The sequence below is a fragment of the Candidatus Poribacteria bacterium genome (genome assembly GCA_016866785.1).
Lineage (GTDB): Bacteria > Poribacteria > WGA-4E.
This window is the reverse complement of record VGLH01000095.1, coordinates 1-15,525: the sequence shown is the minus strand read 5'-3', so window position 1 is coordinate 15,525 and position 15,525 is coordinate 1. Positions and strand designations below refer to the sequence as shown.

15 protein-coding genes and 1 pseudogene are annotated in these 15,525 nt (G+C 64.5%); 5 read left to right on the top strand and 11 right to left on the bottom strand.

The features are described 5' to 3' along the window. Positions 1-5 precede the first annotated feature (5 nt). Genes FJZ36_13420 through FJZ36_13400 form a run of 5 tightly spaced genes read left to right on the top strand, consistent with a single transcriptional unit; the run spans position 6 to position 4,634 of the window. A complete protein-coding gene (locus tag FJZ36_13420) occupies positions 6-317 on the top strand; it encodes a hypothetical protein (GenBank protein ID MBM3215905.1) in 312 nt (103 codons plus the stop codon). Continuing rightward, positions 307-651 carry a hypothetical protein gene (locus FJZ36_13415; GenBank protein ID MBM3215904.1) on the top strand — a complete coding sequence of 115 codons (345 nt, stop codon included), beginning with the start codon at positions 307-309 and terminating at the stop codon, positions 649-651. Before FJZ36_13420 ends, FJZ36_13415 begins: the two co-directional genes overlap by 11 nt. Then, on the top strand, positions 584-2,488 hold the full coding sequence (locus FJZ36_13410; protein MBM3215903.1) for a hypothetical protein: 1,905 nt from the start codon (positions 584-586) through the stop codon (positions 2,486-2,488). The genes FJZ36_13415 and FJZ36_13410 overlap by 68 nt, the downstream gene beginning before the upstream one ends. A 26-nt stretch (positions 2,489-2,514) precedes the next feature. Beyond that, the gene (locus tag FJZ36_13405; GenBank protein ID MBM3215902.1) at positions 2,515-3,576 is read left to right on the top strand and encodes a GTP-binding protein; all 1,062 of its coding nucleotides are present in this window, start codon (positions 2,515-2,517) and stop codon (positions 3,574-3,576) included. 20 nt (positions 3,577-3,596) lie between these two features. Further along, the gene (locus tag FJZ36_13400; protein ID MBM3215901.1) at positions 3,597-4,634 is read left to right on the top strand and encodes a hypothetical protein; all 1,038 of its coding nucleotides are present in this window, start codon (positions 3,597-3,599) and stop codon (positions 4,632-4,634) included. Between the two features lie 4 nt (positions 4,635-4,638). Here the strand turns inward: FJZ36_13400 and FJZ36_13395 are convergent, their stop codons facing one another. From FJZ36_13395 to FJZ36_13345, 11 genes and pseudogenes are all read right to left on the bottom strand, one after another. Further along, positions 4,639-5,760, bottom strand: a complete 1,122-nt coding sequence (locus tag FJZ36_13395) for a hypothetical protein (protein MBM3215900.1) — start codon at positions 5,758-5,760, stop codon at positions 4,639-4,641. Positions 5,761-5,770: 10 nt separating this feature from the next. Then, the gene (locus FJZ36_13390) at positions 5,771-6,835 is read right to left on the bottom strand and encodes a hypothetical protein (protein MBM3215899.1); all 1,065 of its coding nucleotides are present in this window, start codon (positions 6,833-6,835) and stop codon (positions 5,771-5,773) included. 241 nt (positions 6,836-7,076) lie between these two features. Further along, positions 7,077-7,976 (bottom strand): branched-chain-amino-acid transaminase, encoded by a 900-nt coding sequence (gene ilvE / locus FJZ36_13385; protein ID MBM3215898.1) that lies wholly within the window; start codon positions 7,974-7,976, stop codon positions 7,077-7,079. Then, a complete protein-coding gene (locus tag FJZ36_13380; GenBank protein MBM3215897.1) occupies positions 7,969-8,706 on the bottom strand; it encodes a sulfotransferase family protein in 738 nt (245 codons plus the stop codon). Before FJZ36_13380 ends, ilvE begins: the two co-directional genes overlap by 8 nt. 9 nt (positions 8,707-8,715) lie before the next feature. Continuing rightward, entirely contained in the window at positions 8,716-10,038 is a 1,323-nt protein-coding gene (locus FJZ36_13375) for a GNAT family N-acetyltransferase (protein ID MBM3215896.1), read from the bottom strand. A 30-nt stretch (positions 10,039-10,068) separates the two neighbouring features. Further along, positions 10,069-10,437 (bottom strand): PEGA domain-containing protein, encoded by a 369-nt coding sequence (locus FJZ36_13370; protein MBM3215895.1) that lies wholly within the window; start codon positions 10,435-10,437, stop codon positions 10,069-10,071. A 209-nt stretch (positions 10,438-10,646) separates the two neighbouring features. After that, a complete protein-coding gene (locus FJZ36_13365; GenBank protein ID MBM3215894.1) occupies positions 10,647-11,324 on the bottom strand; it encodes a hypothetical protein in 678 nt (225 codons plus the stop codon). A gap of 908 nt (positions 11,325-12,232) precedes the next feature. Next, positions 12,233-12,865, bottom strand: a pseudogene (locus tag FJZ36_13360) (cytochrome C). A gap of 32 nt (positions 12,866-12,897) precedes the next feature. Next, the gene (locus tag FJZ36_13355; protein MBM3215893.1) at positions 12,898-13,665 is read right to left on the bottom strand and encodes a DUF4405 domain-containing protein; all 768 of its coding nucleotides are present in this window, start codon (positions 13,663-13,665) and stop codon (positions 12,898-12,900) included. An 83-nt stretch (positions 13,666-13,748) separates the two neighbouring features. After that, positions 13,749-14,345, bottom strand: a complete 597-nt coding sequence (locus FJZ36_13350; protein ID MBM3215892.1) for a Rieske 2Fe-2S domain-containing protein — start codon at positions 14,343-14,345, stop codon at positions 13,749-13,751. A 224-nt stretch (positions 14,346-14,569) separates the two neighbouring features. Next, on the bottom strand, positions 14,570-15,031 hold the full coding sequence (locus FJZ36_13345; GenBank protein MBM3215891.1) for an IS1 family transposase: 462 nt from the start codon (positions 15,029-15,031) through the stop codon (positions 14,570-14,572). Positions 15,032-15,525 lie beyond the last annotated feature (494 nt).

Here is a 15,525-nt window from a genome sequence, read left to right as displayed (position 1 = left end):
TCGCCATGCACGCCATCATCGAGCAACACATCGAAGACCTGCGCGACCTCTGCGTCCGACACAGCTTCCAGCGGCTCGAGCTCTTCGGCTCTGCCGCGTCCGGTGAGTACGAGGCAGGCGCGAGCGATCTGGACTTCCTCGTGATTTTCCCGTCGGACCTGACGCCGATCGAGCACGCACGCGCGTACTTCGGTCTTCTCGAGGACCTTCAGGACCTGTTCGGCTGTCCGATCGACCTGGTGGAGGCACTGGCGATACGGAACCCATACTTGAGGGAATCGATCGAGCTGAGCAGGACGCTCCTCTATGCGGCATGACCCACGCATGTATCTGTACGACGTCGCGCGCGCCTGCGAGGCAATCGCGCAGTTCACGGACGGTGTGCCGTTCGTCGATCTGCTGTCCGATCCGTTGCTGCTCCCGGCAGTCGAACGCCAGTTTGCCATCGTCGGCGAGGCGCTCGCGCGAGCGATTGAGTTGGACTCGACCGTAGCCGACGACGTCACTGGCGCACGCGATATCGTCGCCTTCTGCCGAGCTGTCGCCGACCGCGACGAGCAGCTAAGCCTCGACAGGGTCTGGGATGCTGTCGAAGGTCGCGTGCCCGCCCTGTACCGCGAAGTCTCCGTGCTACTTGCCGATGATCGTTGACGCAATCGCCCGACGCTGCGACTCTCTCATGCGCCGTCCATTTCCTCCGCCTCGTAACTCTCATCTTGAGGACGCCATGACCCGCCCCAAGCTTGTGACATGCCGCCGCGCCTTAGTCATCGCGCTGACCGTCCTTCTGACGGAGCCTGTCTGGGCGCACGTCACCGGGACCTACGGAATCGCGCCGACGCTCCCGCCGGAGATCCCTGGCATCGACCGGCCGTTCCCACACGATACGCAGAAGTTCACCTTCGCCATCATCGGCGACAAGACAGGCGGCGGCGAACGCAACTGGCACATCTTCGACCGCGCCATGGACGAAGTGAGCCGGCTCCGACCCGACTTCGCGCTGATGGTCGGTGACCTGATCCAGGGCTACACACCCGACGCCGCCGAGATGCAGCGCCAATGGCAGGAGTTCAGCGAGCACGCCGAGCGGATCGAGGTGCCCTTCTTCTACCTGCCTGGCAACCACGACATCTCGAACAAGGCGATGTACGAGTACTGGTCGGCGAACGTCGGCAAGACCTACTACTCGTTCGACTACAAGGGCTGCCACTTCGTCCTTCTGAACACCGAAGAGGGCTGGCGAGCCGACGAGCTCCAGTTCGGCTCCGAGCAGATGGCGTGGCTTGAGAAGGACCTGGTGGATCACCGAACGGCGCGACATACCTTCCTCTTCATGCACAAGCCCGTCTGGTACCACACGGGCGACGCCCTCGCGCAATGGGAGCAGGTCGAGAAGTGGCTCGAAGCGCGTTCCTACGCCGTGTTCGCGGGTCACTTCCACAACTTGTCCTACGAGCAGCGACGAGACCGTCCGTACTTCGTCCTGAGCGCGACCGGAGCCGGACTGACGCCGCGCGCGGCTCTCGACCTCGGCGCGTTCCACCACTACACGACAGTGACCGTCGATGGCGGCGACCTCCACATCGCTATCATCGAGCCTGGCAGCGTCCATCCCCACGACATCGCCCCACGCGAGGTCTCAGATCGCGCGCGCGAGATCATTGCTGCCGAGTCGCGCATGCCGCAGCTCAACACCAGCGGTGGCGACGGCGAGCACGTGTTCCACCTGAAGAACCCGCTATCGAAGTCCCTGACGGCGCGCGTCGAATGGACGATTCCCGACGGCAGTTCCTGGCGCGTCATTCCGAGCCAGGCGACCTATGTGCTGAAGCCCGGCGAGTCGGCAGACGCCGTGTTTCGCGCGGTCTATGGGTCCGAAGGGCTCCTGGCGCTGCCGTCGTACCGCTACACGCTGACCTACGGCGACAGTGAGCTCTGGAGCAGCACCGGGCAGTTGTCGCCGATGGACATCGAGAAGATGACCTCGGTCACGCAGTGGCGCGTCGTCGGGCCCTTCCTGATGGACGCGTCGGGGGCTCCGCCTGCCGGTCAACCCACCTGGCCCGACTTCCTGGAGGCGTGGGGTCCGGAGCAAGGCATCCAGGACACCTACCAGACCGAAGCCGGACCCATCGGCTGGAGGGATGCTGACGCCGAGGCGAACGGCTGGCTCGATATGAACGCCATCTTCGGCGGCGACTACCGCATCGGCCATGCGCTGTCGCACGTCTACAGCCCCGACGAGCGTGTCGCCATCGCCGGCATCCTGTGGAGCGACGATGTGACGCGCGTCCTCGTCAACGGCGAGGTCGTCGTGCCAGTCCAGGGATACAATGAGATCGCGGGCACGCGGTTCTTCCTCATGCCTCTCAAGCCGGGCTGGAACGCGCTGCTCGTCAAGAACGGCGACGGCACGGGCAATTGGGGCTTCACGATCCGCGTGTCGGACCCGGACGGCGTCCTCAAGTTCGCTCGCCAGGTTCCGTGAGGTGACCGCTCGACATGGGAGATAGCATGAACCTCGACAAGGCGCTGGGTCGTCCGCGAGGTCTGCCGGTGACCATCCTCGCCGGCTTCCTCGGCAGCGGGAAGACGACCCTGCTCAACTACATTCTGTCGGCGAACCACGGGCTCAAGATCGCCGTCATTGTCAACGAGTTCGGCGAGATTGGCATCGACAATCAGCTCGTTATCGGCATGGACGGCTCCGACGACGTTATCGAGTTGAGCAACGGATGTATCTGCTGCTCGGTCCGGACCGACTTGTACGACGCCGTGCGGAACCTGCTCAAGAAGCAGCGCGACGTGGACTACCTCGTCATCGAGACGACGGGCTTGGCGAACCCCCAGCCCATCGCGCAGACGTTCTTCGTGCCGGAGCTCCAAGAGAAGACCTATCTGGACTCCATCGTGACCGTCGTCGACGCCGTCAACTTCCCGCGCGTCATGCGCGACTCGGAGGTCGCGGAGCAGCAGGTCGCTTTCGCCGACTTCGTCCTACTCAACAAGGTGGACGACGCGTTCGCAGAGGCTGTGGACGCGGTCGAGAAGCACATCCGAGGCATCAACCCGTTCTCGCGCATCATCCGCACGAACCGGTGCCAGGTCGATCTGAACCTGATCCTCGATGTCGGCGCGTTCGACCTCGACCGCCACTTCGACGCGCGCGAAGCGGAAGCCTTCCGCGCCGGAACCGACGCGCACGACCATGGCGACGATCACAACCACCACCATGACCATGACGCCGATCACGACCACGCGCACCACACCCACTTCGAACAGGAAGGCTACTCGACCGCGTCGTTCGTCTTCGACGCGCCCTTCGCTGCGAAGGCGTTCCAGGACTTCCTCGAGACGCTTCCTGCCGCCGTGTTCCGCGCGAAAGGAATCCTCTGGTTCCTCGGCGAGAAGCAGCGCGCGATCTTCAATCAGGTCGGCAGCAGCGTCATCGTGGAGTGGGGAAAGGGCTGGGGCTCCGACTCGCCGAACTCGCAGATCGTGTTCATTGGTAAGGACTTCGACAAGGCAACGCTGTATGACGGCTTGAACGCCTGTACCGTGCGACCGAAGGCATAGCCCGCCGCGAGGAGCGACACGTGCCACCCGTGTTCCTGTTCGTCCGCAGCCGGCATCTCGAACGGGACTGGCCGTTCGTCCACGATCGCATGGTGATGCGTCTCGGCGAGCTCGGGGAGCTCCGCGTGCTCGAGCCGACGTCCGACGCGCCCATCCACGAGCAGACGGATGTGGCTGATGTCGTCGGACTCGCGCTCTACGGCGGGAACCTCACTGCGGAGTGCGTGCGCGCGATGCCGAAGCTGCGGATGATCTCCGCGAACACGGACAACTCCGGCTGGGGCTTGCCGCTGGACGCCCTGGCGGAGCGCGACATCGCCATCATCGACACGACGCGCGCCTGGGCGCAGTCCGTCGCCGAATGCGCCGTCACGCTCGCCCTATGCCAGCTTCGGAGCGTCGGGCAGTGGCACGCCCGCATGTCCGCCGGGGAGCCCCTGTGGGACTACGCCTATGGCCAGTTCTGCGACGAACCCGACTTCGTCAACGGCGACTTGGGAACCAAGCGCGTCGGCGTGATGGGCATGGGGCAGATCGGCAGGCGGATCGCCGCGTTCTGCGTCGCGTTCGGCGCGGATGTGTGCGGTCACGACCCGTTCGTGCCGGACGCAGTCTACGATCGACTGGGCGTCGCGAAGGTCGATATCGACGCGCTGGTGGATCGGTCGCAGATCGTCTTCGTGGCGATCCCGCCTTCGCCCTCGGCGAAGCACCTGCTGAACCGCGAGCGCATCTACCGGCTGAAGAAGGGCTCGCTCGTGACGGTCATCACGCGGGCGCACGCCGTCGATATGGCGGCGCTGCGTGAGCGCATCGTCGCCGACGAGCTCGCTGGCGCACTCGACGTGTACGACGTGGAGCCCGTGCCGGTGGACGACTCGCTCCGCAATCGCCGGAACGTGACGCACACGCCGCACATCGCCGGACGCACGAAGGACGCGAATCTGCGAACCGCCGACATCACCGCCGACGAGTTCCACCGCATCCTGAATGGCGAACCCCCTGAGCACCGACTGACGCCGGAAGCCATCCGCGTCCGGACGCAGGCAGACGCGTGAGTCGTCAGAACCGCGCCGACACGAGCGGTACGGTGGGTTCCGCATGCGCACGTCCGGCGAACTCGCTTCGACCCACGCGCAGCGACGGAGCCGTGCGTCGCGCGGCGAGTCCTACCGGAGCGTCGCTGTCGGCGCTATGAGCGAAGGGGCGGAAGTAGCCCTGCTCCCTATCCCAGTTGCGCGTCAGGTAAGCGCCGACGGCGAGTCCGACGACCGATCCGATCCCCACGTTTCGCCACGCGACGCTCCCATCATCGACATCCCGTAGGATGCTGACGCCGAAGCCGTACAGCGTCCCGACAACCCCGCCCAGGTTGATGAGCCTCGTCCGCGCCCGACTCATGTCGAGGCGTGGAGCCGCCCACGCCATCGTCACGATGCCCACGTCGCCCGCGACCATCGCGGTGAGGATGATCGAGTCGCTGTCATCGACGTCCGCCGCTCTCGCACCGCATAGGGCTAGCCACGTCCCCCACATGCCTCCCAGGTTGATGAGTGACGCGTCGCCGGCGCTGAAGTCGCGGCGTTTCACGAGCTCTGTCGCGCCGAGCCAACCGATGGCGCCTCCGGCGATACTCGCAGCGATGCTGGCTTTCTCGTTCGCGTCGGCGACAGCGGCTGCGCCAGCCCCCTGCCAGATTCCCCATCTGCCCGCAAGGCTCACGAGCGAGCCCTGGCCCTCAGTCCACGGTACCCTCCGCACGTACGAACGCGTCGTCGCCACGCCGACCGCAGGCACGACCAGCACGACCATCCCGGCTGGTTCCGATTCCTCGACGTCGGCGATGATCAGAATGCCCACCGCTGCCCATGTCGGGAACAGCGTTCCGAAGGTCACCAGGCTCGTCTTCGTACCACCCGACAGCGGCTCTCGCGGGAAGCGCTGCGCGCGGAGGTCAGCGGCGTGTTCACGCGCGGCAGCGGCGCGAGTGAAGTCGGGATAGTCATCGAGCAGCCGGTCCAGCCGAGCGACGGAGGCGCGGTACTTGCCGTCCGCAGCGAGACGGAGCGCCTCTCGGTAGAGGACGCCGGCTTCTCGCTCTCTCAGCTCCAACTCGGTGCGCTGACACCAAACGACGGGCGGAGCCGTCCAAACGACGCACACGACGACGACCAGCAGACGCATGCTTGCCCTCCTAGAACGGAACACTGAGCGCCAGTCCTGGCGCCGGTGGCGTCCCGATGAGCCTTACGCCGGCAGTGGAAGGGGCTCCCAGCCTGCCGATGCCGCCAGCGTCGGGACTGGCTGCCTGCGGGCTTGTCGCGCTCCAGGCGTACGCCAAGCCAGCGGCGCTGCCGAGGATCAGCGTGAACGAGATAGCGTCATCGGACTCCATCTCAGTGAGCATGAGCACGCCGCTGGACGCCAGCATGCCTACGATACCACCCAAACTGATGAGATTCGCCCGACCAGCGGTCATGCTGGCTCTGCGCGCTGTGGACGCCGTCGCCGCAACGCCCAAGTCACCGGCGATGAGCACATACGCCAGTGCGTCGTTGCCCTCAAGCGCCAAGAGAGGCAGGCTGAGAGCCGCAAGGATGCTCGCCCACGTGCCGCCGTGGTTGATGTAGGCAGCTTCGCCAACCGTCAGGTCGGTAACGCGCGTCACGGCGGATGCCGCGGTGATCCCAGCAAGCCCACCTGCGATGGATCCGCGGATCATCTGCTTGCCGTTGTCATCGTCTCGCAGGATGGCGGCTCCGAGCCCCTGCCATGTCCCCCACCACCCGGCGAACCCGACGAGCGCCGCCTGCCCCTCGCTGAGCTTCGCGCTCCGAGTCAGAGCATGTGTCAGGATGAGACCGGCGGGCGCTCCGACCATGGCGCCCGCTGTTGCCGCCTTCACCTCGTCATCGGTGTCCATCAGAAGCGTTGTGCCGATCCCCAGCCATGTTGCATAGGCGGTGCCGAAGACGAGCGCCTCGGTCCTGCCTGTCTGGTCGAGTCCCCGCCGGCGCGTGCGCAGCAGCCCCAGCCGCTCGAGCCGGATCACTCGCTCGGCGGCGATGCGGGCGTGTGGAGTCGCGGGATGGAGCTCGATCAGAGCCTGATAACGGTCGTATGCGCTTGAGTAGTCGCCGTCGATGAGCGCCTTCAGTGCCGCGTCGAACTCGTCGTCTGCCGACTGCTCCTGGGCATGCGCGGCTAGTGACAGGACGCACAATAACGCAACGGCGAGGCGAGACCCATCACACACCATCAGTGACCTCCCGCGCCAATGGGTAAGCGCCACTCGGAGGTTGGGCGATACCTGATGCGAGCCGTCTTGCGGCGCGCCTGCATCGACTCCCTGGAGGACTCCGATCGGGAGTCGTGATGATGCTATCGAGCGTCGTTCGCCACGTCAAGGTGAGCCACGCTACCTGATACCGTTCGGGCTCGTCAGAAATCGTCCGGCGGCTGGCCTCGGTCGGGTCCCATGATCCGAGGGCGCCGCGCGTCTAGGGCAGCGGCTCGCCTCCATGGGCAGTGAGGTCGGCGTAAAGGGCGCGGAGACGGTTCGTCACGGGCCCCGGTTCACCGGTTCCGACTCGCCGGCCGTCTACTTCAAGGACTGGGCACAGTTCGCCGATGGTCCCCGTCGTGAACACCTCATCCGCCGTGTAGACCTCGGTGAGCGACAGGTTCTTCTCACGCACCGGGATGCTGGCGTCCTGAGCGAGCGACATGACGATCCCGCGCGTGATGCCCGGCAGGCAGCTATCGGCATGGGGTGTGAGCAGCACGCCGCGACGGACAACGAAGATGTTGGTCGCGTTCGTCTCCGACACGAAGCCGTTCAGGTCGAGCATGATCGCGTCATCGACGCCTGCCACATTGGCTTCGATCTTCGCCAGGATGTTGTTGATCAGGTTGTTGTGGTGGATCTTCGAGTCGATCGTCTGCGGCGAGTTCCGCCGGACGGACGCCGTGACGAGCCGGATGCCTGCCGACGAGTAGATGGGAGCCTTCCACTCGGCGAGAACGATGAGGCAGGGGCCCTCGCGGTTCAGGCGCGGGTCCATCCCCGACGTCACCTTGACGCCCCGGCTCAGCGTCAGGCGGATATGCGTCTCGTCGCGCATCCCGTTGGCGCGGAGCGTCTCGAAGATGGCGTCGCGGACGAACTCACGGCTCGGAACGTCCCGGAACGCCATCGCGTGCGCCGACGCAAAGAGCCGGTCAAGGTGCAGATCGAGCGCGAAGATGCGCCCGTCGTAGACGCGCAGCCCTTCCCAGACGCCGTCGCCGCCCTGCACCAGGCTGTCGAACACGGAGACCTTCGCCTCCGCGCGCGGCACGAGCCGGTCGCCGACGAAGACGTGGATGTTCTCGTTGCGTGGATCGGGCAGTTCAGCCATCCCGTCGCGCCTTGATCGCTACGGCGTACATCGACTCGTAATACGGTTGGCACTCGTCGAGCAGCGGCTTGAGGCGATCCGGCACGGGCTCCCGCTTGGGGCGGTACGGCTCGAACCCAGTCGAGCGATGGACGTTCGCATACCAGTGCGGAGCCCACACGCCATCCACCGGCTTGGGGCCCGGTTCCCAGGACAACATGGCTTCGTCGAACGGAATGCCGATCAAGGCGCAGAGCTCGCCCAGAACGCCTGGCGGGTCCAGCAGCAACTCGCGGGCGTCCAGGACCGGCGGCTCCTGACCCAAGCCACGAAGCTGGTCGATGAGCTCGTACTGCATGCGGAACCCCGTGTCACGCAACGTCGGGTCGTCGAGAACCCTCGCGAGCGACGTCACGACCTCCGCCGGATCGCGAGTCAGGATCACGTTGACCGTGTGCCGCATGAACGAGCGATCGATCTCGACCAGGTGGTGCGCCATCTGCTTCATGAAGAGAACCGGCACGTCGCAGGGTCCCAGGATCACGTCGCGGACGACGCGCTCGCCGTCGTTCTCCATCGAGGCGAGGACATCCGCCTTGCCTGGATGGTCAGCATCCGAAACGCGAAGGTAGTGAGCGTAGAGCGGCTCATCGAGCGCGCGCGTGTCGGGGCGCTGAGCGAACGCATAGAGCACCGCCGTCGAGACGTTCCGTGGACCCGACCAGAGGCAGATCCGCCTAACGTCACCCATGGCGCGTCCTCACGCTGACTCTTCGAGCAGTCGGACCATGTCGCCCCGACCGAGGTGCCGCGCCCATCCCATCGGCGTACTACGGAAGGCGATGTCCTGGATCGTCGTATCGGCGCCGGCAGCCAACACGAGCCGAGCGAGCTCGGCGTCGTCACGCTCGACGGCGATATGCAGCGGCGTCGCACCCCACTGTCCCGCGCGGCGGTTCAGGAGGTCCGGCGAACGACGAAGGAGCTCGCCGACACGATCCTTCCATCCCAGGTCCCACGCCGACACGATGTCGAGTGTTGCCCCGTGGCTGACAAGCCATTCAGCCGACTCTGGCTTGCCGCAGGCGATAGCCACGTCGAGAGGCGTCATGCCGCTCGCTAGAGGCGCGTCTAGGAGCGCGTTGTCGATGCTCGGACGAAGCGACGTCAGCGCATCGACATTCCCACACCCGACGGCTTGCCCAAACGCCACGACGGCCCTTGACGGCGGGTTTGCGCTCAGCCGAGGCACGTTGAGCCACCACGTGCAGCCGAACCCGATCGACTCGAATCCAACGCGCCGGTAGATGCGCTCTCCGTCCGCTGTTGCGTTGAGCGTCGCGAAGGCATAGCCCCGATCGCGCACCCACTGGCACGCCCGGACGACGAGAGCTTTCCCGATGCCTCGGTTCCGCGCGGCTTCTGCGACGCCACAGTCGTAGATGCCCGCGACGCCCCGATCGCCTTCGGTACACAGAACCACCGTGTTCCCGACGGGCTCGCCGTCCAGCCACGCCCCAAGCTGCAAGGCGTGCTCGCCCTTCGTGAGCAACCGTCGGGATGTGCGTCGGCTGTAATACGGGATGTTGTCGTTGCCCCAGTCCTCCGTTGTCACACTCTCGATGCGAACACCTATCGGAGCCGTGAAGCTCTCATCGAAGCGCGAAAGGTCGAGCGACATCCAGTGCGGTTGCCAGCCCAACTGGAACCCCCGCGCCAGCAGGTACGCCTGTGTGTGAACAGGCTTCGGCGGGTCGAGCGACCAGAAGCCGATCAGGTCCTGCGACCCGCGCGCTCTGTAGAATGCGACGATACGGTCGAACGCCTGCGGGGCGTCGGCGTCCGACAGGTCCGGGAAGAGGATGCTGCCGCCGGGCTTGGGTCCTCCCGTCGCCGTCCATGTGACGCCGGGCAACGAATGCACCTCGGCGTTCTCTTCGCCGGTCATCCACACGATATGGTTGAGCGCGATGGCGTCTTGCAGGCGCTGTGGCGTTGCGCCTTCGGGTCGAAGTACGTGCCTCACCGGCGTACCTCTTGAGATCACGTCGTGCTGCGACGGAAGCCCCTCCCGCGCTGGCATGCGAGAGGGGCACAGGTCTGATGTTCGTGGCTACTCCCGGTCGGGCATCGGAGTGCCGGAGCCTGACTCGGGCTGGAGCTCGTAAGTGAGCGAGGCGGGATAGTCCAGCGCCCACAGCCACACGGGCCAGATGAAGATGCCGCCGACAATCGCGCTCATGTTGGCGCGGCCCTGTCGAGCGAACTGCTCACTTACGGGCTTGTACCCATCCTTGGCGATGCGCACCGAATGCGACGTGAGCGACACCGCCATGTCTTCATATCGAACGGGCGTCTGCCCAACGCGGACCCCGTCGACATATACGTCGGCTCCGGACGGCATGCTGTCGATCATCGTAACGCCCGCGCACCCAGACAGGATCAGGGCACACCCGAGGGCTACGAGCAGGTTCGTTCGCATCTCGACTCCTTCCTAGGCGCGCCGCGGTCCTCGCGCGCCACGACGCAGGACGGCGATCCCTTGGTCTGCGGAGCTCGATGACACATACGCACTACGTATGGCAACCATCAATGCGTAGCCTGAGTCCGCACGGATCCCAAGGGCTTGATGACACATACACACTACGTATGGCTACTGGTCGCGCAGCGCGAAGGACGCGACCGAGCGCATCACCGACCGCCCGTGGACCTGAGCGCACTCCACGTTGTCGACGCCTTGCCCGCTGGGTCGACGGCGAGCTGCGCATCGACCATGATCCCGGAGATGACCCAGTTGGCTCCGCCCTTGTGCGTCACGTTCAGCTTGAAGGGGATCGTCCCGGTCACGTGCCAGAGGAGCCACATCCCCGCGTTGAACTCCGGGTTCTGCACGGTCAGATCAGCTTTCGCCGGAACCGCGTCCTGGTAACCGACGATGTCTTCGATTCGCACCGAGCTGTCCCAATCGACGCAGTAAACGGCGACCTGGTAGTCCTTCGATGCGACGGACAGGGAGAACGTGTGCGTGCCGGTTCCCCAAGCGCACGCGCCGATGCGCCTGCCGTCATCGGCGACATAGGTCAGTCCCCGCTTGTCGTTCCCGGCGTCGGTCGCCCAGTTCCACCGGTTGCTGTTGCCTTCGTCGTACGCCTCCAGCACGCCCTTCCTGAACTGGTCGGATTTCTTGCCGGGATTGTTGACGCCGTTGACGCCTCCGGCATCGAAGATGATCGCGCCGTCCTTGCCGTACTTGCCCTTCCAGTCGCCCTGGGTCTTCTTATCGACGCCGAGGTACTTCACGTCGGCGCTTGCCGTGAACGCCACGGCGACGGCGACCATCACACACACTCCAAGAGACAGAGCTCGCATCTCAGTCCCTCCTGAGTTCTGCGCAAGTCAGGAAACCGCGCCTCCGGTTCCCATCCTAGCATTGCCGTCAGGGCGCGACAAACGACTCGACGCACGTATCCCGGCTTTTCGAGAGCGCGCACTCGAACCGTCGATGGGTTGGCGATGTCTGGACGGTCGGAGGACTCGGACCGATCGGTCGCGCGTCCTCTGTGGGCAGGGTACGGCTAGATGTTGAACACGCCTGGCACGACCCAGATGTACTTCACGGCGAGCGTCCACCGCAGCAGCATCTTGATCGGCACGCCGATCATGATGAGGAACAAGCCAGAGACGATGGCGTATCTCAGGAGCCCGAGGCGGGCGATTGTCTGGACGACTCGTTCCGGAGCCTTCGTCAGCACTGCGTCGTGAAGCCGCGTCCAGTTCTCGCGCTTGCGCAGCCACAGGGCGAACAGCACGGCTGCGACGGGCGTCACAGCCCCGCCCGGAGCGCCGGCGAAGAAGAGCCCAACCGACCCCACGATGGCGACGATCAGACCCACCACACCCGCCGACGGGATGCGCAACAGCGCGAAGACGATGCGCCACGGCAGGGCGAACGTCCACAGGAAGAGGTCGAGCAGCCGCCCCAGCGGACCCGGGCGCTGAGGATCGGTTCCAACAATGGCGTCGAGCGTCTTCAGCTCGGAGTCCGGGCGGAGTCGTTGCGTCTCAGGATCGACCAGTTCGCGACGACGGAGGACGCGCGACCCGACGAGATAGCTCATCGGGCCCAGCCCGAGCCAGCCCAGCACCAGGGCTCCGCCGAACAGCACGCCGATGGCAGCCTTGGAGTCGAACGCCGCCTTCACTTGGAGGCGCGTCGTATCGGCGATCCCGACTGCCACCATCAGGCGCGACAGCCCTTCACCCACGACGTTCGAGAAATCGACGTTGTTCGCGAAGACGATCTTGTGGGCGTCCCACGTCTCGACCGGCGAGAAGAAGTTCCATCCGGGCCCGCGCAGGAAGGTTCCGATGAAAATCTGGGCGCACCAAAGGACGAAGAAGCCCAAGAAGAACACCGCAAGGGCGAACGGGCGTTCGCGAACCGTGTAGTACCCGGAACCGTTCTCGTTGCTGTCGACGTACGGAATGACGATCAAGCCCATGATGATGATGGCGGGCAGCACCACCCCGGCGAACCACGGGTCGAAATAGACGAGCATCTCCTGCAGCCCGAGGAAGTACCACGGAGCCTTCGACGGGTTGGGCGTCTTCGACGGGTCGGCAGGTTCCTCCAGAGGCGCGTTGATCGTCACCGACCAGACGGTCAGGATGAGCATCACGATGATCAGCGCGATGAACTCGATCCGCATCAGGTAGGGCCAGGTGTGGACCTTCTCGCCGGCATCCTCGATGAGCGGCTCGGAGTTCCGGCGTCGCCGGTCGTTGATGACCCCTTGCCACAAGCCCCACCCCGTGAAGAACGCGAGCAGCGGGTACAGGCCGAGCACGGGGATATTGTCCGGCTTGCTGATGATCAGCCACAGATTGTTGAGATCGATGCTCTCGAACATCTCACGCCCTCAAGAGGTACTCGACGGCTTCGTCACATGGGACCCGAGATGCCACCGTCTTTGCGGATGCGCCAGAAATGAACCGCCATCAGCACCGACGCGATGAGCGGCACGAAGATGCAGTGGAGCACATAGAACCGCAGCAGCGCTGTTGGACCTACGATGGTTCCGCCCAATAGCGCGAACCGCACGTCGTTGGACGACGTGATGAACTGCGGCGTCAAGGGCCCCTCGGCTCCGATTCCGGGATGCGCCTTCGCCATGTTCGTCCCGACGGTCACCGCCCAGTACGCCAGTTGGTCCCACGGGAGCAGATAACCCGTGAAGCTCAGGAAGAGCGTGATGACCAACAGGATGACCCCGACCGCCCAGTTGAACTCGCGCGGCTTCTTGTACGATCCGGTCATAAACACGCGCAGCATGTGGAGCCAGACAGCGATCACCATGCCGTGGGCTGCCCAACGGTGCATGTTTCGCAGCAGCATTCCGAACGGCACGTCGAACTGGAGCGACTTGATGTCGTTGTAGGCGTACTCGGCAGTGGGTCGGTAGTAGAACATGAGCAGCACGCCGGTGACGGTGCATACCAAGAACATGAGGAAGGTGATGCCGCCCATGCACCAGGTGAACCGCACCTTGGCAGCGCTCCTCGCGACACGCACGGGGTGCAGGTGGAAGAAGACGTTGTTCAGGACCTGCAGCGACCGGTTGCGCGGCGTGTCGCGGTAGTCGTGACGGAACATCGACTTCCACACCTGCGTGCCGGTGATGCGATCCCGGATCGTCGACCAAAATGCCATGCCTCTATCCCTGCCTCCGCTGCCGCGCTAGCTGTCCGAGCCCTTGTCGATCGCGACTCATCCAGTATTCAGTACTCACCGCGTCAAACGATGGGACGCGGCGTCTCGATGATACTCCCGGGTCTCTCCCACTCGCCCCGCTCCCATCGATAGGTCTTCGCCTTGTCGATGACCAGTTCACCATCTTCGACTCGCAAGTCGAGCTTCTCCAGCGGACGTGGGGCGGGTCCCTCGAAGTTCACACCATACGCATAGAACCCCGTTCCGTGGCACGGGCACTTGAACTTTGCCTCGTTCTCGAGCCAGCGCGGCGTGCAGCCCAGATGCGTGCACACGGCGAGAAGCGAGTAGATGCCGTGCTTGCCGGTCGTCGGATCGTCGCCGTGAACGATCCAGACCCGTTCGGATGTCTTGAAGGTTTCGTAGACCTTGATCTTCCCAGTGGGGTCGGGCGGGTAGTTCGACAGAGCGCCCGCCTTGAACCGAGTCGGTGGCTCGTACAGCACGCGCGGGAAAAGGAAGCGCACGAGCATGAAGAGCCCGCTGCCAACGCCCCCCAGCAGTACGCCCAGCCAGCCCAAGCCCAGGAAGAGTTTACGTCGATCCATACGCGACTCCAGGGACATCGTCGTGGAGACGGTCCACGTCGGGGAACCGACCGGAGGGGACGCGTCGAACACCAGCAGTCGTACTGCGGGAGCACATCCGGAAGAACCGGCGAGGCACGGAACTGCGCGATCCTGATCCGCACAACGGGGTGAACTCAGGTGCGCTCACCGGCTCCACTCAGGCACTGAAAGGGGTTCTCCGGACACGCCTCACAACCGCCGGGGGCTATTGTGTCACATCGCCGAGAAGGCTGTCAAGCGGTTTCCCTGACCGGTGTTCCTAACTCATGATGATACTAGATCCAGCCCAGATGGAGGCAGATCATCGCAAGCGAAGCGCGGAGCCACCAACTCTCTTTTGTGTAGCCCTTCGTCCGACGACGCAGACGGCACAACCGATCCCTCAGGATCGAATGAATCCCTTCGTTCCTGTTGACCGGACCGTCCTTGCCGACGTGATGGACGGCGCGCGGCAGCCACCCGTACACCTCGTAGCCGTCCGTATAATACGCCTTTGAGAGCGGCAGACGATCCGCCAGTCGCAAGAACGTTTCCTCGCTTCGGTCGCCCACCTTGTAGAACACGCGGTGCGGACAATTCTTCTCTTCGATGACCGCCGTCCAGATCCAGACGCTCTGCCGTTTGGGTTCCTTCCGCGCCTTCTCATACGTCCACATCTCATCGAGTGCGATGGCATCGACCTTCTCCGGCGGGCGAGCGTCCAGCGAATCCCCGTTGGTCGGAGCGGCGGCGTCCATGCGCCGTTGGACGGTCTCTAACGCCCATCGGGCTTTTTTTGATCCACGACGTCACGATTCCGACTTTCACCGATTGAATGCGACTGATCGCCTCGATGCTGGTTCCTTCGCAATACAGCGTGACGGCTTGTCGGCGCACCGATTCCGGATAGACGTGCCGCTGGGCGTCCGGCGTGTGCCGGTGGTGACACTCACGGCAAAGATAGGTCTGTTTCCCATTGGCGTTGCCGTTCTTAACGATCCAATTCGAGCCGCAATGCGGACAGCGAACGTCGTGACGATACGAGCGGGACGTGCCATGTGCGATGCCTCCTGTTGTGATGCGCAGGAAGCATTATAACAATATCATCATGGATCAGGAGCACCACCCAAAGAGGTTCCTTGCATCCCTGCTTCCAGCGTCCCGCCAGATGCACGCGCGTGGTTCCCTTGTAGGAGACGTTCTTGGGAGACGTTCTTGGCAAAGACGGCCTTCCCAGGAGCCAGAGCCTACG